The organism is Nonomuraea sp. NPDC050022 (assembly GCF_044460705.1).
GTDB lineage: Bacteria > Actinomycetota > Actinomycetes > Streptosporangiales > Streptosporangiaceae > Nonomuraea.
In genome coordinates, this window is record NZ_JBITKE010000001.1 from 1,080,738 (window position 1) to 1,105,027 (window position 24,290).

A 24,290-nucleotide genomic window follows, 5' to 3' on the forward strand; every position below is an offset into this window, starting at 1 on the left:
CCGCCCGCGCCCGGCCATCGTCCGGGCGCGGCCTGGCCACGACTGGAATTACTGGAACCATTCGCCGGATGGCGTCGGCATCCCACGTACGACCGGCCCCCGCGGGGGACTCACCAGCGGCTACTGACCCGCAGGCGGCAGCAGCGAGGGCGCGAGATCAGCCGCAGCGATTGCCGATGGCCACGCCCGTGCCGTCAATGCCGCCGAAGGCCCCCAAAGCACTTGTCGCGACCATGCCGCCGGATGGCTGCGGCACACGCTCGCCGCCCCTAGGCGCCCAGCACGGCCAACGTTTCCCGCAGCCAGCCGATCTCGGTCCTGCTGGTCGCGGTAGCGATCGTGAACAGCCCCTTGCGGAACGGGTCGTCGAAGTCGGCGGCCCGCAGGGGCCGGTCGCCGTCCCAGAAGAAGCTGGCCGGTTCGGTGAGGAAGGCCAGTCTGCGTCGCAGCACACTCGCCTGGAGCGCGGGCTCATCGAGGTGGCGAAGGAACGCCAGCATCGTGAACCAGCGGTTCTCATCGGTGATGAACGGCTCAGCCGGTTCGGCGAGCCGCCGCCGCAGCTCGGCGCGCCCGGCGTCGGTGAGCGTGAGCACATGTCTGGGGGCGGCCTGGACGCCGGGCTGCAGGTCGCGTTCGAGCAGGCCGTCGCGCTCCAGGCGTTTGATCGCCGGATAGAGGGTGCCGTCGGCGATGGGGCGGACATGGCCGGTCAAGGCGGCGACGCGTTTGCGCAGCTCGTACCCGTGGAGAGGTTCCTCGTAGAGGAACCCCAGGATCGACAGCTCAATCATGCCGCTATGATACCTCGACAACTTAGTATATCGACGACTAAATATATCGAGGAGAGGGCATGAGAGACGCGCAAGTGCTGCCGGACGGCAGCCGCATCCGCTGGGCCGAGGTGGCCGGGCGGGAGCCGGTCCGGGTTTATGTGCACGGGCTGGGCGCGGCAGCGGCGCCCTACTTCCTGGAGGCCGCGAGCCGACCGGAGCTGGCCGGGCATCGGAGCCTGTTTGTGGACCTGCTGGGGTTCGGGACCAGCGATCGACCCACCACGTTCGGCTACACCATGGAGGAGCACGCGGACGCGCTCGCGACCGCGTTGCGGACGGCGGACGTGCGCGCGGCGCAGGTAATTGCGCACAGCATGGGCGGGACGATCGCGGTACACCTGGCCGAGCGGCATCCGGAGCTGGTGGCCGAGCTGGTGCTGGTGGACGCCAGTCTGGACCCGATCGAACCCGCGCTACGGCCGGGCAGTTCGGGCGTCGCCACCTACACCGAGGAAGACTTCGTACGGCACGGCTGGGACGAGACGCTGGCGCGGGTCGGGCCACACTGGGCCGCCACAATGAGGCTTGCCGGACGGGAGGCGCTGCACCGGAGCTCGGTCCACCTCACGAGGTCGAACGCGCGGGAACAGCTGCGGAGGCTGCCGATCCCGCGCGCCTACCTTTACCCGGAGGCGGACGGCGAGCTCCTCGGGGCGGCCGAGCTGGTGGCCGCCGGGGTACGGCTGATCGGCGTCCCGGACGCCGGCCACAACATCATGATCGACAACGTGGAGGTGTTCACCCGGGAGGTGAGCGGCCTTCTCACGAGATCGTGAGCAGATTGACCGGCCCGCCGAATTGCCGCCCCTCGATCACAACCCCCTTCATTCACCGCAACCTACGGCAGGCACGGCCGCCACCGCCTGGAACGATCCCGGTAGGCACCAAATTTCGGGCAGGTCTAGGGAGTTCTCCCGAGCGGATCGGGATCCTTCCATGAGGCTCGGCACCGGAGACCGCAGGGGCGTCGGGGGACGTTCACACGCCGCGGTCCTCAGGTCATTTCCGGAATGCCCGGAAGGGGATTGCACGTGCCTAAACCACGCCCACGCCAGACCGCGGGGGCCATCGCCCTGACGCTGGCCGCCTCCGGCAGCGCGGTGGTGATCCAGCCGCTGGCCCCGGCCGTAGCCGCAAGGGTGAACGCCACCTGCGTCAACACGGCCGCCGACGCCAGGACCATCCAGGCCGCCATCGACGCCTCCAAGGAGGGCGACGAGGTGGTGCTCAAGGGCCCGTGCCTGATCAACAGGACCATCACTCTCCGCGGCCGCCGGACGTACCGGGGCGACGCCAAGGCCGGAACAGTGATCAAGCAGGCCGACGGCGCGAACCTGCCCGCCATGCTGGCCTCGGAGTCCTGGGTCACCGACCAGGCGTACAGCTCGGATCCCGTACGCATCGAGCGCCTGACGCTGGACGGCAACCGCGACCACAACACTGGCACCGTGGGCCTGATGCTGCGTTCGTGGGACAGCCGGATCTATGACGTGGACATCCTCGGCACACCCAGCGACGGCATCCGCGTCAGCAACCCCTCCAAGAACGGCACCAAGCTGCGCAACACCATGGTCAACAGCGTGATCAGCGACGTCTACATAGAGCGGGCGGGCGGCTCTGGCCTCAAGGTGGTCGACCCCGGCAACGCGGTGACCGACTGGACGTTCCAGCGCTCGTGGATCGGTTTCAGCGGCGAGAGCGGCGTCGACGCGGAGAACTCGGCCGGGTGGACGTTCAGTGACCTGCACTTGTACGCGACGCCGAAGCACGCCATCGACGCCCACCGCTGCTTCGGCACCTCCATCCGCGACAACTACATCGAGGACTTCGGCACCAAGGCCGCTGCTAGGCAGACCTATTACGGCATCCGCTGCGACCTCCAGGGCGAAGCCGGGACCACGATCTCCAACAACCGGATCCACAAATTCGGGCCCCGACCAGCCGTGACCCAGCCCGCGAACACCCGCCAGTCCGGTCGGGCCCCCGCTCCGCAGCAGGACCCCTCCTTCGTCTACCTGGCCCTCGACGCCGTGAACTACGGCACCGGCCACGCCGTAGTGACGGGCAACACCATCCTCGGCCACGGCACCAGACGAGAGACCGGCCTGCTGTTCAGGAGGGGCAGGGGTAACGCGCTGTCCATCGCGTCGACCGGCAATCTGGTCGACAATGTCGGCATTCCGCGCTCGATCGGCTCCGGCGTACGACTCACCAGCGGCTACTGACGCCGGAGTGACCGCCTGGCGTCAACGCGAGGTTGACGCTATCTCAGTGTCAACCTATGGTTGACGCATGACGTGTGCCGGTCGTTTACATTCCGGAAGAATGCCCTGGCGGGGCCCCGCATGAGATGCACGCGCCCGGCCCTCTCCGCAGCCCTCCGCCTCACCCTCGTCACTCTGATCCTGATCGCCATGGTGATCGGAGCGCTGTGACGAAGCGAACGAGGCCGTCCCGCCCGGCGGGAGGTCAGGCGGACGATCACGAGGGCGACGAGAGTCCAATGAGGAGCCCGACGCTGCCCGCCGCTTCACAGACACCAACTACGCGCCACAACTCCGGCTTGACGACCAGATGATGCGCGCCCCACCTTGGCGAAGGTTCCAGGCATTTCGAAATGGGCCGATCGTCGACCATGTCTGGATAGCGTCCTTCTCGCTTGATCATCCATATGCAGGGGGAACGCGTGAGAAGAACATCTATGTACATTGGTGCGCTGGCGCTGGCGAGCACGATGGCCGTGGCCTCGGTCTCACCAGCGGCCTGGGCGGAGGCGAAGCGCGTCACGGCGGCGGTGAGCGCCGACCGTACCGTATGGCTGAACCCCGGGCAGACGTTGAAGGCCGGCGACTCCGTACGCTCGTCCGACGGCGCCTACGTCCTGCAGCAGCAGGAGGACGGCAACCTGGTGCTGTGCCGGGGGAAGACGCCGCTGTGGAGCAGCCAGACCGGCGACAGCCCCGGCGCGTTCGCCGCCATGCAGAGCGACGGCAACCTGGTCGTCTACCGGGGGAGGACGCCTCTGTGGGCGTCCAACACCGGAGACAGCCCAGGCGCTCGCCTCGCGGTGCAGGACGACGGCAACCTGGTGATCTACGACGGCAAGACGCCGGTGTGGAACCGCCATGCCACGATCAGCGTGCTCGCCCCGGGCTACGCGCTCAAGCCCAACCAGTACGTCCGCTCCCGCAACGGCGACTACCAGCTCGTCCAGCAGGAGGACGGCAATCTGGTGCTCTACCGCGCCCGCCGGGCCCTGTGGAGCTCCAAGACCGGAGGTAACCCCGGGGCCGTCACCCAGATGCAGAAAGACGGAAATCTAGTCGTCTACCTGGGCAAGACGCCGCTGTGGAATTCCGAGACCGGAAAAAACCCCGGGGCGCGACTCGAAATGCAGGACGACGGCAATGTCGTCATCTACGACGGCAGGACGCCGCTCTGGTCCACGAAGACGGGAAGGTAGCCGAGGTCACTGCCGGAAGGCGTCGGCGTTGTCGGCGACCCACTCGGCGTAGGTGCGAGGGGGGCGGCCGAGGATCCGCTCCACCTCGCCCGTGATCGGTACCGGCTTCCCGATGCTGTCCGCGAAATAGCTCAGCAGCGAGTCGACCTGCTCCTTGCGCACCCCGTGCGCCATCATCGCCTGCGCGGCCATCTCCGGGCTGATCTCCTCGTACCGCAGCGGCCGGCCCACCACCGAGCCGATGATCTCCACCTGCTCGGCGAAGGACAGCCCCTGCGGCCCGGTCAGCGTGGGCGCCTGGCCCAGCAGTTCGTCGCCGAGCAGCGCCCGTACGGCGACGGCGGCGATGTCCACCTCGTGGATCGGCGAGGTACGGGCCTGGGCGTACGGTCCGCGGACCACGTCTCCGGCCTGGAGCTGGGGCGTCCAGCGCAAGGAGTTCGCGGCGAAGGCGCCGGGGCGCAGATGCGTCCATTCCGGGACGGCGGCCTCCACCGCCATCTCCAGTTCGCGGTGGATCGCGGCGTTGCTGCCCTCCTCCGGGTCCTCCTCCTCGGCGACGACCAGGGCCGAGACGGTGACGACCCGCTGTACCCCTGCCGTCCTGGCCGCCTCCAGCAGGGCGACGGAGCCCCCCGAGATGTTCAGGACGAGGGCGGTCACGCCGTCGAAGTCGGGCTTGGCGCTGTCGCAAGCCTCGACTCCTTCGGGGAAGCGGGCCGTTTCGGGGGTACGGGTCAGGGCGCGTACCTTCACGCCTTTGGCGGCCAGCTCGGCGACGAGCGGACGGCCGATGTTGCCGGTGGCTCCGGATACCAGAATCATGCGGTTCCTCTTTCCAGGTGGGAGAGTTTGTCGGGGTTGGTCACGGCGTAGATGCCGCAGACCTGAGTCCCGTCGGGGACCAGGTCGAGAACGATGACCGCGAACGTGGTGTCACCGGACAGCAGCAGCGCCGACGGATCACCGTTGACGGTCCGGAAGCGGATGTTGAGATCCGCGACAGGATGAAGGGTCGCGTTTCCGACGATCAAGCGGGCGATCTTGTCCCGCCCGTGGAGCGGCCGCAGCCCGGCGGCCCGTGCCTTGCCTCCGCCGTCGGCCCACATGACCACGTCCGGCGCCAGGACCCGCATGAGCGCGTCGAGGTCACCGCCGGCCACGGCCTCGATGAACCGTTCCGTCACTTCCTGGCGGATCCGCGGGTCGGCCTGGTAACGCGGGCGGCGGGCGTGCACATGTTCGCGGGCGCGGTGAGCGAGCTGGCGGATCGACGACGGGCTGCGGTTCAGGATTCCGGCGATCTCGGTGTGGGCGTACCCGAAGACCTCGTTCAGGACGAACACCGCCCGTTCCAGCGGGGTGAGCGTCTCCAGCACCACGAGCAACGCCATCGACACCGACTCGGCCCGCACCGCCGGATCCACGGCATCGGGCTGCTGGGTGATGAGCGGCTCGGGCAACCAAGGGCCGACATAGTCCTCCCGGCGACGGCTGATGCTCTCCTGCCGGGCCAGCGCCCGGTTGACCGCGATCCGCACCAGGTACGCGCGCGGATTGAGGATCTCCTCGCCCGCCTCGCTCCTGGGCGCCCAGGCCAGCCAGGTCTCCTGCAGCACGTCCTCGGTGTCGGCGACGCTGCCCAGCATGTTGTAGACGATCGAGAACAGCAGCTCGCGATGGCCGGTGAAGACGCTGGTCGCCTGCTCGTTCACCATGTACTCCTCCTTCCAGCCACCAGCTTTCCTGGACCCTTTTCCGGGTCCTTTTCTGGGTCACCAACTGAGAGCGGCACTGAACCCAGGAGTGTGACGCGGATACTGGCAAATGTGACCGGCATCTCACTGGACCATGTAAAGAACAGGCGGGCGGCTCCGACTTCCTCATGAACAGGCACCCAACATAGGAGGTAGTGAGATGAGCAAGGTCACCTGTGACATCGCGATGTCCCTCGACGGCTTCGTAGCGGGACCGAACCAGAGTCTGGAGAACCCGCTCGGCGAGGGCGCGGAGCGGCGCCTGCACAGCTGGATGTTCGACGAGCCCGAGGCGCATGCGGAGGTGATCGAGGGCATCACCGCGGCGGGGGCCTTCATCATGGGGCGCAACATGTTCGGCCCCGGCCGGGACGCCTGGGACATGGACTGGAGCGGCTGGTGGGGCGACGAGCCGCCGTACCACGCGCCGGTCTTCGTCCTCACCCACCACCCGCGCGAGCCGTTGCCGATGAAGGGCGGCACGGTGTTCAACTTCGTCACTGAGGGGATCGAGGCGGCCCTGGCCCAGGCCCGCGAGGCCGCCGGAGATCGCGACGTGGCCATCGCGGGCGGCGCGCAGACAGTGAACCAGTACCTGGCGGCGGGTCTGATCGACGAGCTGCGCCTGCATGTCGCGCCGGTGATCCTCGGCAGGGGCGAGCGGCTGTTCGACGGCGTCGGGGACACCAACCTTGAACCGGTTGGCGAGGTGTCGGGCACCGGTCTGGTGACGCACCTGAAGTACCGCGTGGTCCGGTAGCGGAGAGGCTTGCATCCTGTACTGAGGTACAGGTTTACCGTCGAGCTATGACACACCAGGACATAGCCCTTGGCCCGCAGTGGGTCCCCTCGGCGTGCACACTGCCCACCGCTGAGCAGCCGCTGCGGGTGGCCGAGTTCGACGCGTTGTTCGCCGAGATCGTGCGAGCGATCCAGCGGCCGGACCCTACCCGGCTGCGGCTGGAGCTGATCTTCACCCCGGAGAACGCGGCCCGGGCCGCTGAGCTGGCGGCCCGGGAGAACGGCTGCTGCTCCTTCTTCACCTTCACGCTCACCATCGCCGACGGCGCCATGGGCCTGGAGGTTCGGGTGCCCGAGCAGCGGGTCGACGTGCTGGACGCACTCCAGCGGCAGGCCGACGCGGCCGCGCCGTCGGCGTGAACCGGTGGTCGGACCGATCATGAAGAGCCCTTACGAGGGCAGCAGCGCGGGCCAGAGCGTGGTGGCTGACGGGGGCACGCATGTCGCATGAGATTCAGGAGCCCTTCCTGCGCACTGGGCAGGTCGCGGGGCGTGCCGGGGTCAACGACCCGACCCTGCGCACCGCTCAGGTCGCCGAGCGAGCTGGGGTCAACATCCAGACCCTGCGCTACTACGAGCGGCGCGGCCTGATCGCCGAACCGCGGCGCAGCCCTGGCGGGCACCGCACCTACCCGCCCGAGACGGTCACCTTGCTCAGAGTGATCAAAGCCGCGCAGCGGCTCGGCTTCACCTTGGAGGAGGTTTCCGAGCTGCTGGAGACCGGGCGGCGCAGCCACCCTGCGCCTGATCTGCAAGAGCGCGCCAAGCTCAAGCTGGCCGAGATCGAAGCCAAGATCGCCGACTTGCATACCATTCACGACGCCCTCAGCCAGGTGATCGCCGCCCGCTGCGACAGCCTGACCCACTGCGCCTGCCCTGACTGCCCACTGCCCTATGGCCAGCTCGCCGACCAGGGCCATTCATGACAGTGCCGCCCCGCCGCTGACGCCCGAAGACCGTCATTGTCTGCGCCTGCCTCATCCGGGACATGGGCCATCAAAGTCCCTCCTGAGGCGGTTAACCGCCGGGGGTGCGGGGGCCGGCAGGCCTCCGCCGAATGGCGAAGCCCCCAGGAAGGCAGCCCGAGCGAAGAGCGAGGACCTTGCTGGTAAATGGGGGCGTCAGCCCCCGGCAACACAGCCCGACCCTGGGAGGTCCTTGCTTTCAGGCGGATTCGCGGATGACCAGCTCGGTGGGCAGGATGATGGGTTCGGCGGAGCCACCTGTGAACAGGCCCAGCAGCAATCGCACCATGGCTGCCGCCTGTTCGGGCACCGGGTGGCGCACGGTGGTCAGTGGGGGTTCGGTGTACTTGGCGGCCTCTATGTCGTCGAAGCCCACCACGGCCACGTCGTCCGGCACCCGTCGGCCGGCCAGCCGGAGCGACTGTAGGGCGCCTACGGCCATCAGGTCGTTCGCCACGAAGACGGCGTCCAGACTCGGGTCGTCGCCCAGCAACTGGCGCATGGCCACCGCGCCGGACTGCCGGGTGAAGTCGCCCACCGCGACGATGGAGCGGCGGTCGGAGTCGCGCAGGATGTTGCGGTAGCCCGTGAGGCGGTCCTGGCCGCCGATCATGTCCTGAGGGCCGGCGATCGTGGCGATTCGGCGTCTGCCCGCCTCGACCAGGTGGCGGACCGCCGCCTCGGCGCCGCCGACGTTGTCGTTGTCGACGTACGGGATGTTGACGGGTACGGCGGGTCTGCCGTACGAGACGACCGGGACGCGCAGGCGGGACAGTGCGGTGGGCAGGGGGTCGGCGCCGTGCATGGAGATGAGCATGACGCCGTCCACGTGACCGCCCGCGATGTAGCGCTCCACCCGCGCATGGCTCTTGGGGGAGGAGGCGAGCATGAGGACTACCTGCTTGTCGGCCGCCTCCAGTTCGACGCTGGCCGAGCGGATGGCCGTGGCGAACAGCGGGTCCTCCGAGAAAACCCTGGTCGGCGGTTCGGAGACGACCAGGGCGATGGAGTCGGTGCGCTGGGTGACCAGGCTGCGCGCCGCCGGGTTGGGCAGGTAGCCCAGCTCGTCGATGGCGCGCAGGACGGCGTCACGGATGTCCGGCGCCACCGTCGTCTGCCCGTTGACGACCCGGGACGCGGTGGCACGCGAGACCCCCGCACGGGCCGCGACCGCCTCCAGCGTCGGCCGCCTCACAGCCGCACCGGTTCAGCGCGGGCGGCGACTGCGGCCAGAATCGGCCGTACCGTCTCAGCGCGGGTGGTCGCCTGGTCTTGCGCCATGTGGGAGAGCACGGAAGGAATCTACAGTCCGTTCCTAGCCGGCGCGTTCAGGCCGGGTCGTGGCGCAGGCGCTCGACCATCTCGGCCGCCCTCGCCCGCCAGATCGGCTCCTCGACCTGGTCGAGACAGAGCCGGAAGTAGTGCAGCGCCTCGTCGGGCCGGCCCTGCTTCAGGCTGACCTCGCCTCGGGCGTAGAACGTCATCCCCTGGCCATGGCCGTCGCCCGCCTGGGCGAACATGGCCGCGCACCGGTCGAGCGTGGTGGCGGCGAGCTCGTACCGGCCCAGCTCCGAGTACGCCTGGCCGAGCCTGCGTAGCGCCATCCGCTCGCCGGTGCCCCAGCCCAGCTCACGGCTGGCCTCGATGCTCGCCTCGTAGTGCCCGATCGCGGTCTCGACCTCGCCCAGCTCGAAGTGCGCGATGCCGAGCACGCGGCGGAACCTGATCGCGAAGTCGGCGAAGCGCGGGTCGGCCGCCAGCTCCAGGCCGCGCCGGCAGGTCGCTATCGCCAGGTCGTACTCGGACCGGTCGAGGTGGATCCCTGAGGTCGTGACCAGCGCGCTGATCAGCCCGTTGGTGTCCCCGTACGCCTCGAAGAGCGGCAAGGAGCGGGTGACGAGCGTGAGAGCGCTTTCGTGCCGGCCGGAGATCAGCTCGCAGATGGCCAGCGTGGCCAGCGCGTACGCGACCGCGTGCCGGTCGCCCGCCCCCTCGAAGTAGTCGATCAGCAGTCGCAGCTCGGGCTCGGCCAGCGCGGTCCGGCGGCGGTCGGTGAGGATGTCGGCTCTGACCAGGCGGATCAGCATGGTCGTATGGGTGTCGCCGGTCCGTTCGGCGACGTTCTCCAGCAGGCCGATCGCCTCGGCGAAGAAGCCGTGCGCCACGAGGAACGGCGCCAGCCGCTGGGCGAGTTCGGCGGCGGTGACGGGCTCGGCCAGCGCGACGGCGTCGGCCAGCGTCTTGCGCTCGGCGTGCAGCCACGCCCGCTGCCAGCCGCCGTCCACCCGCGCGGACTCCACGGGTGGCGGCACGCTGTCCATGGGCGGCCTCATGGGCGGGGGGTACTCCAGCGCCGCCGCGCGTAATCGGGCCAGGCACTCCTCGACGAACCCCAGGAGCGCGGCGGCCCGTCCGGCCGGGCTCTCCTCCGCCTCCGCGCGCTCGCGGGCGAAGGCGCGCAGCAGGTCGTGCATGCGGTAACGGGGCTGGCCGCTCTCGTCCACCTCGTTCGCCGTGACCAGCCCGGCCAGCGCCAGCGTCTCGACCGCGGATTCCGCCTCGCGCCGCGGTACGCCCATCAGCGCCGCCACGCTCCAGTCCGCGGCGCTCTCCAGCCCGGCCAGCCCCAGCAGGCGGAAGGCGCGGCGCGCGGGCGCGGACAGCACCTCGTAACTCGCCACGAAGTGGGCCCGCACGTTCTGGCCGCCGAGCGCCAGCTCGTCGAGCGGCGCCCCGGTGACGGCCAGTCGCGCGGCGAGGTCCTTCAGCGACCAGGCGGGCCTGGCGGCCAGCCGGGCACCGGCGATCCTGACGGCCAGCGGCAGCCGCCCGCAGGCGTGCAGGATGGCTCGCGCCGCGTCGGGTTCGTCTCGTACGCGCGAGCCGCCCGCCACGCTCTCCAGCAGTTCCCGGGCCTCGCGCTCCGGTGGCACGCCCAGCGAGACCGCGACCGCGCCGGGCAGGGCGATGAGCGGGCCCCTGCTCGTCACCAGTACGGCGCAGCGCGGCGTACCCGGGAGCAGCGGCGCCACCTGGAGCCCGTCGGCGGCGTCGTCGAGCACCACGAGCACGGCCTTGTCGGCGAGCAGCGACCGGTAGAGCGCGGCCCTCTCGGCCACCGTGTCGGGGATCGAGTCGCCCTCGACGCGCAGGGCCCGCAGCAACTCCGCCAGCAGCGCGCCGGGCTCCTGCGGCGCCGGCGAGGCGCCGGAGAGCCGCAGGTAGAGCTGGCCGTCGGGGAAGTCCTCGCGCAGCAGGTGCGCGGCATGTACGGCCAGGGTGCTCTTGCCGACTCCCGGAGGTCCCGTGACGGTGACGATCGGGAGGGCGGTGGGCGTGGTCTCGGGGCGCAGGAGCATGGTGATGGCGGTCAGTTCCTCGGACCGCCCCACGAAGTCGGCGATGTCGGCCGGCAGCTGGCAGATCGCGCCCCGCTGCTCCGGTCTGTTCGCGGACGGCGTGCCGGACAGGACGGCGGCCTGGAGCAGCCGCAGCTCGGGTCCGGGCTCGATGCCCAGCTCGGTGACCAGCGTCTCGCGGGCCTGCCGGTAGGTCTCCAGCGCCTCGGCCCGCCGGCCGGAGCGCGCCAGCGCCAGCATGAGCTGCTGCCAGGCCCGCTCGCGCAGTGGTTGCTCGGCCACGAACACGCGTAACGCGCCGATCACCTCATCGTGCATGCCCAGCTGGAGTCGTAGGTCGGCCCAGTCGGCGCGGACGTCGGCCAGCCGCTCCTCCAGCTCGGTCAGCCGGGGGGTCATGGCGTTGCCCAGCGAGGCGTCCTCGGCGGGCCGGCCGCGCCACAGGGCCAGGGCGTGTTCCAGCCGCCGGGCGGCCGACGCGGGGTCGGATTCGACTCGGGCCCGCCGTACCTCGTCCTCGAACAGGAGCAGGTCGAGCTCATCGGGCGCGGCCTCGAAGAGGTAGCCCGCGCCGCTGGTGTGCAGCCGGGCCTCCGGCTGCAGCGCCCTGCGTAACTGGGCCACGTACGTCTGGAGGTTGGCCACGGCGGACGGCGGCGGATCGTCCCAGACGGCGGCTATGAGGCGGTCACGGGAGACGGTCGTGTTGACGTTGAGCAGCACGGTGGCCAGCACGGCGCGCTGCCTGCCGCTCAGACGGATGTGGCGCCCGGTCGCGTGACGTGCGCGAACGGGACCGAGGACGCCGAAGATGGCATCAGCCAACGGGCTCCGCTCCCTGCTGTAACCATTTTGTGGCGATTGTATGGGGACTTAACAGATTTCTTCCCATGAACGAGCAGAGGATTTCGGCTAGTCACTAAGGACGCGGCCGACCATCCGCGCGTACATCCGGCCCGGACTCGGCGACCTGGCCAGGAAACCGGGCAGCATCGGTAGCCCGACGGCGAAGGGTTCCAGCCGCTCGTACAGCGTGTCGGCGTCGGTGGGACGGTTGCCCGGCGTCTTCTCCAGCAGCCCGGCCAGGAGCGCGCCCAACGCGTCCGGCAGACCAGGGATCGCGGGCGGCCGCTCCTTGACCTGCTTCTCGAAGACCACGTAGTCGGTCGGCCCGGTGAACAGCTGCCGCCCCGTCAGCATCTCGTGCAGCACGCAGCCGAGCGCGTAGAGGTCGCTGCGTGGCTCGGCGACCCCGTGCTGGATCTGCTCGGGAGCCATGTACGCGGGCGTGCCGAGTATCTGGCCGATCCTGGTGAACGTGGTGACGTCGGCGTCGCGCAGCAGGGCCAGGCCGAAGTCGAGCACCTTGACGCTGCCGTCGGGGCAGAGCATCAGGTTGGTCGGCTTGAGGTCGCGATGGCAGATCGACAGGGCGTGGGCGGCCGACAGGACCGCGCACGCCTGGGCCGCGATGGCGGCGGCCCACGGCACGGGCAGCGGGCCGTGCTCGCTGACCACGTCGGCCACCGTGACGCCCTCAATGAATTGCATTACCTGGTAGAGACGCTGTTCGTGGGCGCCGAAGTCGTAGAGCACCGGCGCGCCCGGATGCTCCAGCCGGGCCAGGATGCGGGCTTCGCGGATGAAGCGGCGTTCGAGCTCCTCGTCGGGGCCGCCCGGCAGGTGGAGCAGCTTCACCGCCACCCGGCGATCGAGATGACGATCATGACCCGCGTAGACGGCGCCCATACCGCCCTGACCGAGCGGGAGATGGTCGAGCACATAGCGGTCACCGATGACCATTTGCCCCTCCCAGCCCCGCCTTTTCCCGGAAAAAGCTACACCGTCAGGACTGCGGACGCAGGTGGCCGTCGGTCAGGCCGTCGAGGCCGAGGCGGATCAGCGCCTGGCCGAGGGCCGAGGTCTCGCGCAAGGCGTCTTCGAGCACGGCCAGCTGCCGGAAGGCTTCGCCGTAGGACTTCTGGTCCTTGAGCGACAGGCGGGGCAGGCGGGTGCGGCGCACGTCGAAGCGGCTGGAGCCGGTGGTCGCGCGCCCGCCGGCCGCCCGCAGGTGACCGGCCAGGAAATCGGGGTCGAGCCGGCGCGCGTCGACCCGGTAGAGCGTCAGATGCGGGCCGAGCACGCAGCCGCCCTCGGTCATCACCCGCACGCTGGAATAGGACGCCACCACGTCGCCCGGCTGGATCGGGACGAGCCCCTGCTGCGCCGGAGCCCGGCCGGAGGCGGCGCCGCCGCCTGTCACGTCGTCGGCGGTGAGCATCGGCAGGTCGCCGCCGCCGGTCGCCATCTTGGGCGGCGCCTGCAGCGTGGTCAGCAGACCCTCCTTGATCAGGTCGCCGACCGTGGTGACCGGCTGGTCGATCGGCTCGTCGAGCACCTTGAGATCGGGCGGGGTGGCCGCCGCGGCCAGGAACCGGTCGCGCGCCTCGGTGAAGGCCCGGCCGAGGTCGTCGCGCCGCTGGTGGCGGGCCGGGGTCATGTCCACCTCATCGGCCAGCAGGTCGATGATGCGTACGGTCTGGTCGGAGCGCTCGTCGAGATAGGCCCGCCACGCGGGATCGACGATGGACAGGTCGGCCGTGGCATCGACGATCAGCACGTCGGACGGCGGGCGCTCGCCCGCGGCCGGGCGGCGCAGCAGCCACAGGTCGGAGCCGGTCAGCGCGATCACGGCGCGCAGGGCGCCGGCGCGCAGCAGGTTGGCCCGGATCCGCCGCCCCGCCTTACGGCTGGCCGCGGCCGGGGGCATCAGCACGGCCACCATGCCGCCGGGCCTGACGTGGGTGAGGCAGTGCTGGACCCAGGCCAGCTCCGGCTCCCCGCGCGGCGGCAGGCCGTACTCCCATCGTGGGTCGCCGGTCAGCTCCTCGTAGCCCCAGGCCCGCTCGTTGAACGGCGGGTCGCAGACGACCGCGTCGGCCTTCACGCCGGCGAAGCCGTCGTGGCGCATCGAGTCGCCGGGCACGACCTCCGCCTCGGCGCCGCGCAGCCGCAGCCGCGCGGCGGTGATGACCGCCGAGGTCTCGCTGAGGTCCTGGCCGAGCACCTTGACCGCCCCGGAGTTGAGCAGCAGCGTGCCGACGCCGCAGGCGGGGTCGAGGATCGTCGCGTCGTCGGTGCGGACCAGCCCGACCATCAGCTCGGCCACGTCGTCACGCGTGACCGACAGCTGCCTGGAGTGCGCCTCCAGGTAGCGCTCACAGAGGAATTCGTAGGCGGTGAGCGGATCGTGCTGCTCGGCCAGCTCGGACACCAGCCCGGCCAGCTCGGGCTCCAGCTTGCTATCGCCCGTGGTCAGGAGCACACCGGCCTGCGCGACCAACTCGCCCAGCCGCAAATCGCCGGCGGCTTTCAGGCGTTGCCACACGCGATCACCCAGCGAGACCTGGTAGGACTTCCCATAGCGCCGCAACCATGACTCGACCTGGCGCAGCGAGAACAACGGTTGATTGGCGGTGCCGCCGATGGGCAGTGGGAAGTCGTCGTGGCGGCGGCGCCAGTTGCTCACCGCGGCCCGCCCGACACCGGCGAGCCGGGCTATGTCCCCGGCGTTCACGGTCGGGTCGTGGGTCATGGAGCCCACAGTAGTTCACAAGAGTCTTCAGTGCATCTGCTTGTGAAGTCTTTCAACCAATGATTTACTGCTGGGTATGAAGCACAACATCCGCTATGCCGCCGGATCAGACGTGGGCCGCCGCAGGGAGCAGAACGAGGATTCCGGCTACGCGAGTGGCCGATTGCTCGTGGTGGCCGACGGGATGGGCGGACACGCGGCCGGCGAGCTGGCGAGCTCGGCCGCGATCGCGGTCATGCGCGAGCTGGATGCCACGCTTCCCGAGACGGGCTCGGACCTGGAGGCGGCCCTGGAGGGCGCCGTGCACGAGGCGGCCCGCAGGCTGGTGGAGCTGGCCGACATCGACCCCGCGCGCAGGGGGATGGGGACCACCGTGACCGCCATGCTGTGGGACGGTTACCGGTTCGCCCTTGCTCATCTTGGTGACTCCCGCGGATACCTGCTGCGCGATGGTGCTCTCTACCAGATGACCAAGGATCACACACTTGTGCAGTCCATGGTGGACGAAGGGCGGATAACAGAGGATCAAGCGGCCGTGCACCCGCGCCGGTCGATGGTGCTGCGCGTACTGGGCAGCGAGGGCAGGGCGGAGCCTGACATGGCGCTGCGCGAGTCCGAGCCGGATGATCGCTACCTCCTCTGTTCGGACGGGCTGACGACCGTGCTCGGGCCCGAGGTCCTGCACGAGGTGCTGACCACGGTGACAGACCCGGCGGCGGCCGTCCAGCGGTTGATCGACCTGGCCAACGAGGGCGGCTCACCCGACAACGTGACCGTGATCGTCGCCGACGTGGTGGCACCGGGCGCGGGCGACGAGCAGATCTTCCGGGTGGGCGCGGGCGCCTGAAAACGATCTCACTTCAGTACGGAGTCTCAGGAGTCACATCAGCCACATAGCCGAAATTTCGGCTCATAGGTTGACACTTTCCCATTGTTCGGCGCACAAATGGGACGGCGCTATTACAGTCCATCCTGATCTGCCGGTTTTTCTGGGAGGAGTGGGCTCTGGACCCGATCGCGGAAAATCTGCTGAAAGAGGTGCGTGGGGAAGTCGGCTACCGCGAGAAGGGCGGCCAGCTCACCAAGTTCGGGCAGTGGTACGCGGATCGCGTCAAGGACCCGCAATACCGGGACGCGCCGTGGTGCGACATGTTCATCGCCTGGGCGGCCGACAAGGCCGGGGTCGGTGACTACGTCGGCCAGTTCGCCTGGACCCCCTCGCACGCGTCCTGGTTCATGAAGCAGCGCGCCTGGTCCCAGCAGCCCGAGCCCGGAGCCCTGGTCTTCTTCGACTGGGGCGGCGGCAAGAGCTACAAGGGCATCGACCACGTCGGGATCGTCGAGCGGGTCGACGGCAAGAAGATCCACACGATCGAGGCCAACGTCGATCGCGTCTGGCTCAAGCGCAAGTCCCGTGACACGGACAAGGTCGTCGGCTACGGCTTACCCCGCATGGTGAAGGCCAACGCCACGCTGAACGAGATCCGGACCACCGAGCAGCCGCTGGCCCGCCAGCCGGAGCCGGTGTCGCAGGGATCGCCGATGGACGTCCTGGGGTCCCCGCTGGCCCTGCTCACCATGATGGTGCTCACCACGGTCGTGGTCTCCTTCCGGCTCGCGGGCCGCCGTCGCGGCAGCCACACCAAGGTGGAGACGCGTGCCGCCGTCGGCAAGCCGGAGACGCGTGCCGCCGCCGTCGCGAAGAAGGCCGTCGGGGAGAAGGCCGTCGCGAAGAAGGCCGTGGGGGAGAAGGCCGCCGGGAAGAAGGCCGTCGGGAAGAAGACGAGGTCCGCCAGCTACGCGGAGGCACCGCCCGAGCCGGTCCGGGTGGGTGGTCCGCCCGACCTGGACGCGACTCCCGCTCCGGCCAGAACTCTCGTGGCCGCCCACCGCTCCACCACCCGCCGCAATCCGTACGAGCGGCCCTGACCAGCACAGGTCGCTGAGGACCTCCCGAAACCAGAACCCGGCCCTGTTCGCATGCCAGATCGCTACCCGCCTGAAACCTTGGGATTTAGTAGGACGTCCTAGTATCTTGTATTAGGACCCCTCACAAAGGAGTGATCAGGCGTGCACGTTCCGGCGAACCCTGTCCGTTTCGTGACCGCCGCGGCGCTGTTCGACGGCCATGACGCGGCGATCAACATCATGCGGCGGATCCTCCAGTCGCAGGGGGCGGAGGTCATCCACCTCGGGCACAACCGATCGGTGGACGAGATCGTCACCGCCGCCGTCCAGGAGGACGTCCAGGGCGTGGCGATCAGCTCCTACCAGGGCGGCCACGTGGAGTTCTTCAGCTACCTGGTGGATTTGCTGCGCGAGCGCGGCGCCGGGCACGTGAAGGTCTACGGCGGTGGCGGCGGCGTCATCGTCCAGGACGAGATCGACCTGCTGCACTCCCGCGGCGTCACCCGCATCTTCTCGCCGGAGGACGGCCAGCGGTACGGCCTGCCCGGCATGATCAACAAGCTGATCGAGGAGTGCGATGTCGAGCTGGACGGCGTTCCCTCGGTCGAGGCCGTCGGCTCCGGCGACCAGGCGGCCCTGGCCAGGGCGATCACCCTGATCGAGTCGGGCCGCGCCCCGGCCGAGCTCCTGGACGGCCTGCGCGCCGCTCCCGGCTCGGGCGACAACCGCGCTCCCGTGCTCGGCATCACCGGTACGGGCGGTTCCGGAAAGTCCTCGCTCACCGACGAGCTCGTACACCGCCTGCGCGTGGACAACGACGACAAGCTGCGCGTCGCCATCATCGCGATCGACCCGACCCGCAGGCGCGGCGGGGGAGCGCTGCTCGGCGACCGCATCCGGATGAACAGCCTCGGCCCCCAGACCTACTTCCGCTCGCTGGCCACGAGGGGCGCCGCCAACGAGGTCCCCGTCTGCCTCGACGACGTGATCGCCGCCTGCCGGGCCGCCGGATATGACCTGGTCATCGTGGAGACCCCGGGCATCGGGCAGGGCGACGCCGGGATCGTGCCGCATGTGGACGTGCCCATCTATGTCATGACCCCGGAGTTCGGCGCGGCGTCCCAGCTGGAGAAGATCGACATGCTCGACTTCGCCGAGGCCGTCGTGATCAACAAGTACGAGCGGCGCGGCGCCGAGGACGCCCTGCGCGACGTCCGCCGCCAGATGGTGCGCAACCGCGCGGCCTTCGGGGTGGCGCCCGACGACATGCCGGTGTTCGGCACGATCGCCGCCCGCTACAACGACGCCGGTGTCACGGCGCTCTATCACCACCTGAAGGCTCGGCTGGCCGACAAGGGCCTGCGGGCCGGGCCGGGCCTGCTGGCACCGGTGCGCGGCCGTACGTCTCAGGTGGCCGCCGCGATCGTCCCCCCGGCCCGCGTCCGCTACCTGGCCGAGATCGCCGAGACCGTCCGCGACTACCACGCGGAGACGCTCGCCCAGGCGGAGGTGGCTCGCCGCCGCCAGCAGCTCACGGCCGTCCAGGCCCTCCTGAGCGACGGCGCCGGTACGGGCGTCGGTGCCGCCGGTACGGGCGACAGCGCTGCCGGTACGGGCGACAGCGCCGACGGTAGGCGCGGCGGTGGCCTCGACCCGGGCCGGACCGATAACAGGCTGGCCGAGCTCGCGGCCGGGGCCGAGCGGGAGCTGAGCGACGAGAGCCGCGCGCTGCTCGACGACTGGCCCGCCACCAGGGAGCAGTACTCCGCCGACGAACTGGTCGTGAAGGTACGCGACCGGGAGATCCACACCCCCCTCTGGCGCGAGACCCTCTCGGGCAACCGCATCCCTCGCGTGGCCCTGCCCCGCTACACCGACCATGGCGAGCTGCTCAGGTTCCTGCGGAGCGAGAACCTGCCGGGCCGGTTCCCGTTCACCGCCGGGGTGTTCGCGTTCAAGCGGGACGACGAGGACCCCACCAGGATGTTCGCCGGAGAGGGCGACCCGTTCCGTACCAACAGGCGCTTCAAGCTGCTGTCCGAGGGCCAGCCCGCGACCAGGCTGTCCACCGCGTTCGACTCGGTGACCCTGTACGGCCACGACCCGGACCTGCGGCCCGACATCTACGGCAAGGTGGGCACGTCCGGCGTGTCCATCGCGACGCTCGACGACATGAAGGTGCTCTACGACGGGTTCGACCTGACGAGCCCCAGCACCTCGGTGTCGATGACGATCAACGGCCCGGCTCCGACGATCCTCGCCTTCTTCCTCAACGCTGCGATCGACCAGACCCTCGACCGGTTCGAGGCCGAACACGGGCGCCGGCCGTCCGCGGAGGAGGAGCGCGAGCTGCGCGCGCGGACCCTCGCCACCGTCAGGGGGACCGTGCAGGCGGACATCCTCAAGGAGGATCAGGGCCAGAACACCTGCATCTTCTCCACGGAGTTCTCGCTGCGGATGATGGCCGACATCCAGCAGTGGTTCACCCTTAACAGCGTCCGCAACTTCTACTCGGTGTCGATCTCCGGCTACCACATCGCCGAGGCCGGGGCCAATCCGATCAGCCAGCTCGCCTTCACCCTGGCCAACGGCTTCACCTATGTGGAGGCGTACCTGGCGAGGGGGATGCGGATCGACGACTTCGCGCCGAACCTGTCGTTCTTCTTCTCCAACGGCATGGATCCCGAGTACAGCGTGCTCGGGCGGGTGGCCCGCCGCGTCTGGGCGGTCGCGATGCGGGAGAAGTACGGCGCGGCGGAGCGCTCGCAGAAGCTGAAGTACCACATCCAGACCTCGGGCCGGTCCCTGCACGCCCAGGAGATGGACTTCAACGACATCCGCACCACGCTGCAGGCGCTGATCGCCATCTACGACAACTGCAACAGCCTGCACACCAACGCCTTCGACGAGGCCGTGACCACGCCGTCGGCCGACTCGGTACGCCGGGCGATGGCGATCCAGCTCATCATCAACCGCGAGTGGGGCCTGGCCCGCAACGAGAACCCGCTCCAGGGCTCGTTCATCATCGACGAGCTCACCGACCTGGTGGAGGAGGCGGTGCTGCAGGAGTTCGAGCGGCTGTCGGACCGGGGCGGCGTGCTGGGCGCCATGGAGACCGGCTACCAGCGGGGCAGGATCCAGGACGAGTCGATGCTGTACGAGTCGCGCAAGCACGACGGCTCGCTGCCCATCATCGGCGTCAACACCTTCCGCAACCCGCGCGGCGACGAGCCCCACGAGAAGAAAGTGGAGCTCGCCAGGGGTACGGAGGAGGAGAAGCGGTCCCAGCTCGACCGCCTGCACGCCTTCCATGACCGCAACCGGGCCGAGGCCCCCGTGGCGCTGGCCCGGTTGCGGGACGCCGCCATGACCGATGGCAACGCCTTCGAGGTGTTGATGGAGGCGGCCCGCGTCTGCTCGCTCGGCCAGATCACGGACGCGCTGTTCGAGGCCGGGGGACAGTACCGCCGCAACGTCTGAACCGCCGCAACGTTCTGAACCGCCGCAACGTTCTGACCTGGTGCGACGTTCTGAGTCAGCAGTACTTGGCGCCGTCGAAAATGGCCGGGCCCCTGCCGATGCGAGACTTGATGGTCACTCCCGGCGCCACGGACTGGCAGTTCCCGTCGGCGGCGTGTGCCCAGACGATCTTCATGTTCATCCAGCGGCCGCATCCGTTGTAGGCGTAGCCGGTCTTGCGGATGGTGCCCGTCTGCTGCCAAACCTTCACGCAGGCCGGGACCTTGCCCAGCGTGCTGGCCTGTGCGGGGGCGGCGACGACCAGGCCGGCGGACGCGGCGCCGGCGATGACCAGAGCGGCGACCGACTTGCGGAGGGTGATGTTCATTGCCGTGTTCCTCTCTCGATGTGCTCGATGAGAGGAAGGTAGGTCCGCGGGTGTTGAGGATCTGTTGAGGTTCTGTGGGGTCCCGTGGGCCTCGATAGGATTGCGGGTCGGGGCACTATCGCTAACTGGAGGTATTCATGTCTGACGTCACTTTCAAGGGCAATCCGGTCACCGTGGGCGGGACGTTTCTGAAGCCCGGCGACCAGGCGCCCGCGTTCCAGCTGGTGGGCGGAGACCTCGCTGACACCACGCTGGCCGGGTTCGGCTCCGCGACCAAGGTGCTCAACATCTTCCCGAGCCTCGACACGGGTGTCTGCGCCGCCTCGGTGCGCCGCTTCAACGAGGTGGCCGCAGGGCACCCCGGCGTCGCGGTGCTGTGCGTCTCGGCCGACCTGCCGTTCGCGCAGAAGCGGTTCTGCGCCGCCGAGGGGCTGGACAACGTGACCATGCTGTCGCTCATGCGGGGTCGCGAGTTCCTGCGCGACTACGGCGTGGCGCAGGAGAGCGGGCCGCTGGCCGGGCTGGCCGCCCGCGCGGTGGTCGTGCTCGACGGCGACAACCGCGTCATCTACTCCGAGCTGGTGCCCGAGATCACCCAGGAGCCCGACTACGAGGGCGCGCTGAGCGCGCTCAAGTAGGCCCGACCAGGCCGTGCGCCGGGTCGCCCAGGCGTTCGATCAGGCCGTGCGCCGGTCCGCCCCGGTGCTCGGTCAAGCCGCACACCGGGCCGCCCCCGGGTCTCAGTTCTTCCTGCCCACTCCGCAGAGGATGAGCGACGACTCGGGGCCGGCCGCGAGGTCGATCAGGTCGGCCTCGTCGGGGCGCCACTGCGGCAGCCAGGTCAGGCCCGGCTCGACCAGCTCGAACCCCGCCCACAGCTCCTCGATCCGCCGGCGGGTACGCAGGGTCAGGGGAGCGCTGGCCCGGCGATAGACCTCTGTGCCCTTGCTGACGGCGGCGGCGCGGGCATCGCTCGTGCCGTGGGACATGACGACATAGCTGCCGGGGGCCAGCGATTCGCGGATGGCGGCCATGATGCGCAGGGGGTCGTCGGCCTCGCCGATGAAGTGCATGATCGCGACGAGCAGGACGCCCACCGGCTGGTCGAAGTCCAACGCCCCCACCACGTCCGGGTTTTTCAGCAGGTCGTGGGGATCGCGGAGATCGCCGTCCACCACGGTGATCCCTTCACCGCCCGCCAGCAGCGCCCTGGCATGGACCAGCACGACGGGGTCATGGTCGACATAGACCACCCGCGACTGCGGCGCGACCGCTCTGGCCACCTCATGCACGTTGCCCCGCGTCGGCAGGCCCGTACCGATGTCGAGGAACTGGGTGACGCCGGCGCCGGCGAGGAAGCGTACGGCACGACCGAGGAAGGCCCGGTTGGCGCGGGCGGCGGTACGGACCTCGGGAGCCACCCGCAGCAGCCGTTCAGCGGCTCGCCGGTCGGCCGGGAAATGATCCTTCCCGCCGAGGTAGTAGTCGTACAGCCGAGCGACGTTGGGCGTGTTCGGGTCGAAGCCCAGCGATTCTCGCTCCACCCAGCGATCCCCCGATCGAGAGTTAACGATCTTTTCCCGGGATTCTACGGATTTGTGACCTGCCTTGGGGCGATATTCCCGCACGCTGGGCGTTACTTGGCTTTAGTCCCTTTTGTCGCTTGGGCGGCGGTCTAAGGTGCGAGTGTGAGCCTTGACGACACCGGTATGCCTGTCCCCGTTCCCTCGAACGTCCGGCGGATCGTGTCGCTGGTGCCCTCGCTCACCGAGTCCGTGGCCGCGACCCTCCCCGGGGCGCTGGTCGGCGCGACCGACTGGTGCTCGCACCCGGCCGACCTGGACGTGGTCAGGGTGCGGGGGACCAAGAACCCCGATCTCGACGCCATCCGGCGGCTCGCCCCCGACGTGGTGCTCGCCAACGCCGAGGAGAACCGGCAGCCGGACGTCGACGCGTTGCGGGCGGCGGGCCTCGCGGTGTGGGTCACCAGGATCGAGACGGTGGACGAGGCGTTCCGGTCGCTCGACCGGATGTTCCGGTACGCCTGCCGCACCGGGCGGCCCGGCTGGCTCGACCGGGCGGAGTCGGTGTGGGCCGAGCCGGTGGAGGTGCGCCGGACGGCGATCATCCCGATCTGGCGGCGGCCATGGATGGTGGTGGGACGCGACACGTTCACCGGCGACGTGCTCGCGCGGCTCGGGGTGGGCAATCTCTACGCCGGTCATGCCGAGCGCTATCCCAAGATCCCGCTGGCCGAGCTGGTGGCTCAGGGCGCCGACCTGGTGGTCCTGCCTGACGAGCCTTACGCGTTCAGCGCCGAGGACGGGCCGGAGTCGTTTCCCGGCCACCGGTGCGCGCTGGTGAGCGGACGCGATCTGACCTGGTACGGCCCCTCTCTCGTCCAGGCGCGCGACCGCCTCGTCCAGAGCCTGGGCTGACAGGACCAGGACCGACGGAAGGCTGGGACGACCAGCGGCGTCAAACGACGACCGACCGGCGGCGTCAAACGACGACCGACCGGCGGCGTCAAACGACGACCGACCGGCGGCGTCACACGATGACCGACCGGCGGCGTCACACGATGACCGACGCGCGGCGTCACACGACGTTCGTCGTCGGGGGACTGGCGAAGGCGGCGTCCACGGCGGCGGGGGACAGCACGTGGTCGATGACGATCACCGCGGTTCCCACGATCCCCGCGCGGTCGCCCAGCGTGCTCGTCACGATCTCCAGGTTGCGGGTGGTGAACGGCAGGCTGCGGCGGTACACGCTCTCCCTGATGCCCGTCAGGTAGTGCTCCCTGGTCTCCGCCATGTCGCCGGCCAGCACCAGGACGGAGGGGTTGAGCAGGCTGACCGCCGTGGCGAGGACGATGCCGACCGTGCGGCCGGCCTCCTGGGTGAGGGCGATGGCCGTCGGGTCGCCGGCCTGGACCAGGCGGACGACCTCGCGGCTGGTCTGCCTGTCGAGGTCGGCGGCGAGGGCCTGGCCGCTGGCCAGCGAGGCGACGCAGCCCCGGGAGCCGCAGGTGCAGACGCGGTCGTCGCTCTCGCGCAGGCGGACGTGGCCGATGCTCCCGGCCGCGTCTTCGACGCCGCGGTAGATCCGGCCGTCCAGGACGATGCCGGTGCCGATGCCCGTGGAGACCTTGATGAGGATCAGCGACCGGCTCCGGCGCCAGGAGGACCACCACTCGCCGAAGGCCATCGCGTTGGCGTCGTTCTCGATCAGGATCGGCACGTCGAACGCCTCCCGCAGCGCCGGGCCGATCGGATGGTCGTCCCAGCCGGGCATGAGGAACGACCTGATCACCCGGCCCGAGGCGTGGTCGACCGAGCCGGGCAGGTCCAGGCCGATGCCGCACACCTGGTCCGAGGCGCGTCCCGAGCGGTCGAGCAGGCGCTGGAACGCCTGCCGTACCCAGGACAGGACGGCCTCGGGGCCGCGGTCGATGCGCAGCTCGATGTGCTCCTCGACCAGCGACCGGGCCGCGAGGTCGGTCAGCGCCACCCGTACGTGGCCGGCGCCCAGGTCGGCCACCAGCACCAGGCGCTTCGTCGCGTCGATGTCGAGCACCGAGGGCGGTCGCCCGCCCCCGGAGATGGCGAAGCCGGACTCGTGGATGTATCCGGCCTCGATCAGCCGGTCCACCCGTTCGGTGATCGTCGAGCGGGACAGCCCGGTGTAGGCGATGAGTTCCTTGCGGGTACGGCAGGTGCCATTGCGGATCAGCTGAAGGATCTGCCCTGCCGTCAGCAT

At 69.8% G+C, this 24,290-nt stretch carries 21 protein-coding genes; 11 read left to right on the top strand and 10 right to left on the bottom strand.

The window, feature by feature from the left end:
• Positions 1–269: 269 nt before the first annotated feature.
• Complete coding sequence (locus ACIBO2_RS04670; RefSeq protein ID WP_358536950.1) at positions 270–794, bottom strand: PadR family transcriptional regulator; 525 nt, start codon at positions 792–794, stop codon at positions 270–272.
• A 59-nt stretch (positions 795–853) separates the two neighbouring features.
• Between ACIBO2_RS04670 and ACIBO2_RS04675 the strand changes: the two genes are divergently transcribed.
• The 3 genes from ACIBO2_RS04675 (at position 854) to ACIBO2_RS04685 (ending at position 4,299) form a co-directional block, all read left to right on the top strand.
• Complete coding sequence (locus tag ACIBO2_RS04675) at positions 854–1,612, top strand: alpha/beta hydrolase (protein ID WP_358536952.1); 759 nt, start codon at positions 854–856, stop codon at positions 1,610–1,612.
• Positions 1,613–1,867: 255 nt separating this feature from the next.
• The gene (locus ACIBO2_RS04680; RefSeq protein WP_358536954.1) at positions 1,868–3,061 is read left to right on the top strand and encodes a right-handed parallel beta-helix repeat-containing protein; all 1,194 of its coding nucleotides are present in this window, start codon (positions 1,868–1,870) and stop codon (positions 3,059–3,061) included.
• Positions 3,062–3,537: 476 nt separating this feature from the next.
• Positions 3,538–4,299 carry a hypothetical protein gene (locus tag ACIBO2_RS04685; RefSeq protein ID WP_358536957.1) on the top strand — a complete coding sequence of 254 codons (762 nt, stop codon included), beginning with the start codon at positions 3,538–3,540 and terminating at the stop codon, positions 4,297–4,299.
• Positions 4,300–4,305: 6 nt separating this feature from the next.
• On the opposite strand, the gene ACIBO2_RS04690 is transcribed toward ACIBO2_RS04685, so the two are convergent.
• A complete protein-coding gene (locus tag ACIBO2_RS04690; RefSeq protein WP_358536959.1) occupies positions 4,306–5,124 on the bottom strand; it encodes an NAD(P)H-binding protein in 819 nt (272 codons plus the stop codon).
• A complete protein-coding gene (gene sigJ / locus ACIBO2_RS04695; protein ID WP_397295391.1) occupies positions 5,121–6,017 on the bottom strand; it encodes an RNA polymerase sigma factor SigJ in 897 nt (298 codons plus the stop codon). Before sigJ ends, ACIBO2_RS04690 begins: the two co-directional genes overlap by 4 nt.
• A gap of 199 nt (positions 6,018–6,216) precedes the next feature.
• Between sigJ and ACIBO2_RS04700 the strand changes: the two genes are divergently transcribed.
• From ACIBO2_RS04700 to ACIBO2_RS04710, 3 genes are all read left to right on the top strand, one after another.
• The gene (locus tag ACIBO2_RS04700; RefSeq protein WP_397295393.1) at positions 6,217–6,816 is read left to right on the top strand and encodes a dihydrofolate reductase family protein; all 600 of its coding nucleotides are present in this window, start codon (positions 6,217–6,219) and stop codon (positions 6,814–6,816) included.
• 47 nt (positions 6,817–6,863) lie between these two features.
• Entirely contained in the window at positions 6,864–7,217 is a 354-nt protein-coding gene (locus ACIBO2_RS04705) for a hypothetical protein (RefSeq protein ID WP_358536966.1), read from the top strand.
• Between the two features lie 80 nt (positions 7,218–7,297).
• Positions 7,298–7,783: a MerR family transcriptional regulator gene (locus ACIBO2_RS04710; protein ID WP_358536968.1), complete on the top strand. Its 486-nt coding sequence runs from the start codon at positions 7,298–7,300 to the stop codon at positions 7,781–7,783.
• Between the two features lie 238 nt (positions 7,784–8,021).
• Here the strand turns inward: ACIBO2_RS04710 and ACIBO2_RS04715 are convergent, their stop codons facing one another.
• The 4 genes from ACIBO2_RS04715 to ACIBO2_RS04730 all read right to left on the bottom strand — a co-directional run bounded on the left by ACIBO2_RS04715 (position 8,022) and on the right by ACIBO2_RS04730 (position 14,776).
• On the bottom strand, positions 8,022–9,017 hold the full coding sequence (locus tag ACIBO2_RS04715; protein WP_397295395.1) for a LacI family DNA-binding transcriptional regulator: 996 nt from the start codon (positions 9,015–9,017) through the stop codon (positions 8,022–8,024).
• Positions 9,018–9,150: 133 nt separating this feature from the next.
• Positions 9,151–12,006 carry a BTAD domain-containing putative transcriptional regulator gene (locus tag ACIBO2_RS04720; RefSeq protein ID WP_358536972.1) on the bottom strand — a complete coding sequence of 952 codons (2,856 nt, stop codon included), beginning with the start codon at positions 12,004–12,006 and terminating at the stop codon, positions 9,151–9,153.
• 87 nt (positions 12,007–12,093) lie between these two features.
• Positions 12,094–12,984, bottom strand: a complete 891-nt coding sequence (locus ACIBO2_RS04725; protein WP_358536974.1) for a serine/threonine-protein kinase — start codon at positions 12,982–12,984, stop codon at positions 12,094–12,096.
• A 43-nt stretch (positions 12,985–13,027) separates the two neighbouring features.
• The gene (locus ACIBO2_RS04730) at positions 13,028–14,776 is read right to left on the bottom strand and encodes an N-6 DNA methylase (protein WP_358536976.1); all 1,749 of its coding nucleotides are present in this window, start codon (positions 14,774–14,776) and stop codon (positions 13,028–13,030) included.
• Positions 14,777–14,852: 76 nt separating this feature from the next.
• Between ACIBO2_RS04730 and ACIBO2_RS04735 the strand changes: the two genes are divergently transcribed.
• The 3 genes from ACIBO2_RS04735 (at position 14,853) to ACIBO2_RS04745 (ending at position 20,164) form a co-directional block, all read left to right on the top strand.
• Positions 14,853–15,623 carry a PP2C family serine/threonine-protein phosphatase gene (locus tag ACIBO2_RS04735; RefSeq protein WP_225290266.1) on the top strand — a complete coding sequence of 257 codons (771 nt, stop codon included), beginning with the start codon at positions 14,853–14,855 and terminating at the stop codon, positions 15,621–15,623.
• Between the two features lie 191 nt (positions 15,624–15,814).
• Positions 15,815–16,705, top strand: coding sequence for a CHAP domain-containing protein (locus tag ACIBO2_RS04740; RefSeq protein ID WP_397295399.1), 891 nt, complete (start codon positions 15,815–15,817; stop codon positions 16,703–16,705).
• Positions 16,706–16,846: 141 nt separating this feature from the next.
• Positions 16,847–20,164, top strand: coding sequence for a methylmalonyl-CoA mutase family protein (locus ACIBO2_RS04745; RefSeq protein WP_397295401.1), 3,318 nt, complete (start codon positions 16,847–16,849; stop codon positions 20,162–20,164).
• Positions 20,165–20,219: 55 nt separating this feature from the next.
• Here ACIBO2_RS04745 and ACIBO2_RS04750 read toward each other — a convergent pair whose 3' ends face one another.
• Positions 20,220–20,531, bottom strand: coding sequence for a hypothetical protein (locus ACIBO2_RS04750; RefSeq protein WP_358536983.1), 312 nt, complete (start codon positions 20,529–20,531; stop codon positions 20,220–20,222).
• A 137-nt stretch (positions 20,532–20,668) separates the two neighbouring features.
• On the opposite strand from ACIBO2_RS04750, the gene tpx reads away from it, so the two are divergent.
• A complete protein-coding gene (tpx, locus tag ACIBO2_RS04755) occupies positions 20,669–21,169 on the top strand; it encodes a thiol peroxidase (protein ID WP_358536986.1) in 501 nt (166 codons plus the stop codon).
• 102 nt (positions 21,170–21,271) lie between these two features.
• Here tpx and ACIBO2_RS04760 read toward each other — a convergent pair whose 3' ends face one another.
• On the bottom strand, positions 21,272–22,075 hold the full coding sequence (locus tag ACIBO2_RS04760; protein ID WP_397295403.1) for an SAM-dependent methyltransferase: 804 nt from the start codon (positions 22,073–22,075) through the stop codon (positions 21,272–21,274).
• Positions 22,076–22,240: 165 nt separating this feature from the next.
• Between ACIBO2_RS04760 and ACIBO2_RS04765 the strand changes: the two genes are divergently transcribed.
• Complete coding sequence (locus ACIBO2_RS04765; protein ID WP_358537557.1) at positions 22,241–22,969, top strand: helical backbone metal receptor; 729 nt, start codon at positions 22,241–22,243, stop codon at positions 22,967–22,969.
• A 160-nt stretch (positions 22,970–23,129) separates the two neighbouring features.
• Here the strand turns inward: ACIBO2_RS04765 and ACIBO2_RS04770 are convergent, their stop codons facing one another.
• Positions 23,130–24,290 carry an ROK family transcriptional regulator gene (locus ACIBO2_RS04770; protein WP_358536988.1) on the bottom strand — a complete coding sequence of 387 codons (1,161 nt, stop codon included), beginning with the start codon at positions 24,288–24,290 and terminating at the stop codon, positions 23,130–23,132.

Coding starts and splice junctions, on each gene's coding strand:
- ACIBO2_RS04700 (WP_397295393.1), top strand. CDS start 6,217: ATGAGCAAGGTCACCTGTGACATCGCGATGTCCCTCGACGGCTTCGTA.
- ACIBO2_RS04735 (WP_225290266.1), top strand. CDS start 14,853: ATGAAGCACAACATCCGCTATGCCGCCGGATCAGACGTGGGCCGCCGC.
- ACIBO2_RS04685 (WP_358536957.1), top strand. CDS start 3,538: ATGTACATTGGTGCGCTGGCGCTGGCGAGCACGATGGCCGTGGCCTCG.
- ACIBO2_RS04705 (WP_358536966.1), top strand. CDS start 6,864: ATGACACACCAGGACATAGCCCTTGGCCCGCAGTGGGTCCCCTCGGCG.
- ACIBO2_RS04725 (WP_358536974.1), bottom strand. CDS start 12,984: ATGGTCATCGGTGACCGCTATGTGCTCGACCATCTCCCGCTCGGTCAG.
- sigJ (WP_397295391.1), bottom strand. CDS start 6,017: ATGGTGAACGAGCAGGCGACCAGCGTCTTCACCGGCCATCGCGAGCTG.
- ACIBO2_RS04710 (WP_358536968.1), top strand. CDS start 7,298: ATGTCGCATGAGATTCAGGAGCCCTTCCTGCGCACTGGGCAGGTCGCG.
- ACIBO2_RS04765 (WP_358537557.1), top strand. CDS start 22,241: ATGCCTGTCCCCGTTCCCTCGAACGTCCGGCGGATCGTGTCGCTGGTG.
- ACIBO2_RS04690 (WP_358536959.1), bottom strand. CDS start 5,124: ATGATTCTGGTATCCGGAGCCACCGGCAACATCGGCCGTCCGCTCGTC.
- ACIBO2_RS04670 (WP_358536950.1), bottom strand. CDS start 794: ATGATTGAGCTGTCGATCCTGGGGTTCCTCTACGAGGAACCTCTCCAC.
- ACIBO2_RS04770 (WP_358536988.1), bottom strand. CDS start 24,290: ATGCTGACGGCAGGGCAGATCCTTCAGCTGATCCGCAATGGCACCTGC.
- tpx (WP_358536986.1), top strand. CDS start 20,669: ATGTCTGACGTCACTTTCAAGGGCAATCCGGTCACCGTGGGCGGGACG.
- ACIBO2_RS04675 (WP_358536952.1), top strand. CDS start 854: ATGAGAGACGCGCAAGTGCTGCCGGACGGCAGCCGCATCCGCTGGGCC.
- ACIBO2_RS04750 (WP_358536983.1), bottom strand. CDS start 20,531: ATGAACATCACCCTCCGCAAGTCGGTCGCCGCTCTGGTCATCGCCGGC.
- ACIBO2_RS04730 (WP_358536976.1), bottom strand. CDS start 14,776: ATGACCCACGACCCGACCGTGAACGCCGGGGACATAGCCCGGCTCGCC.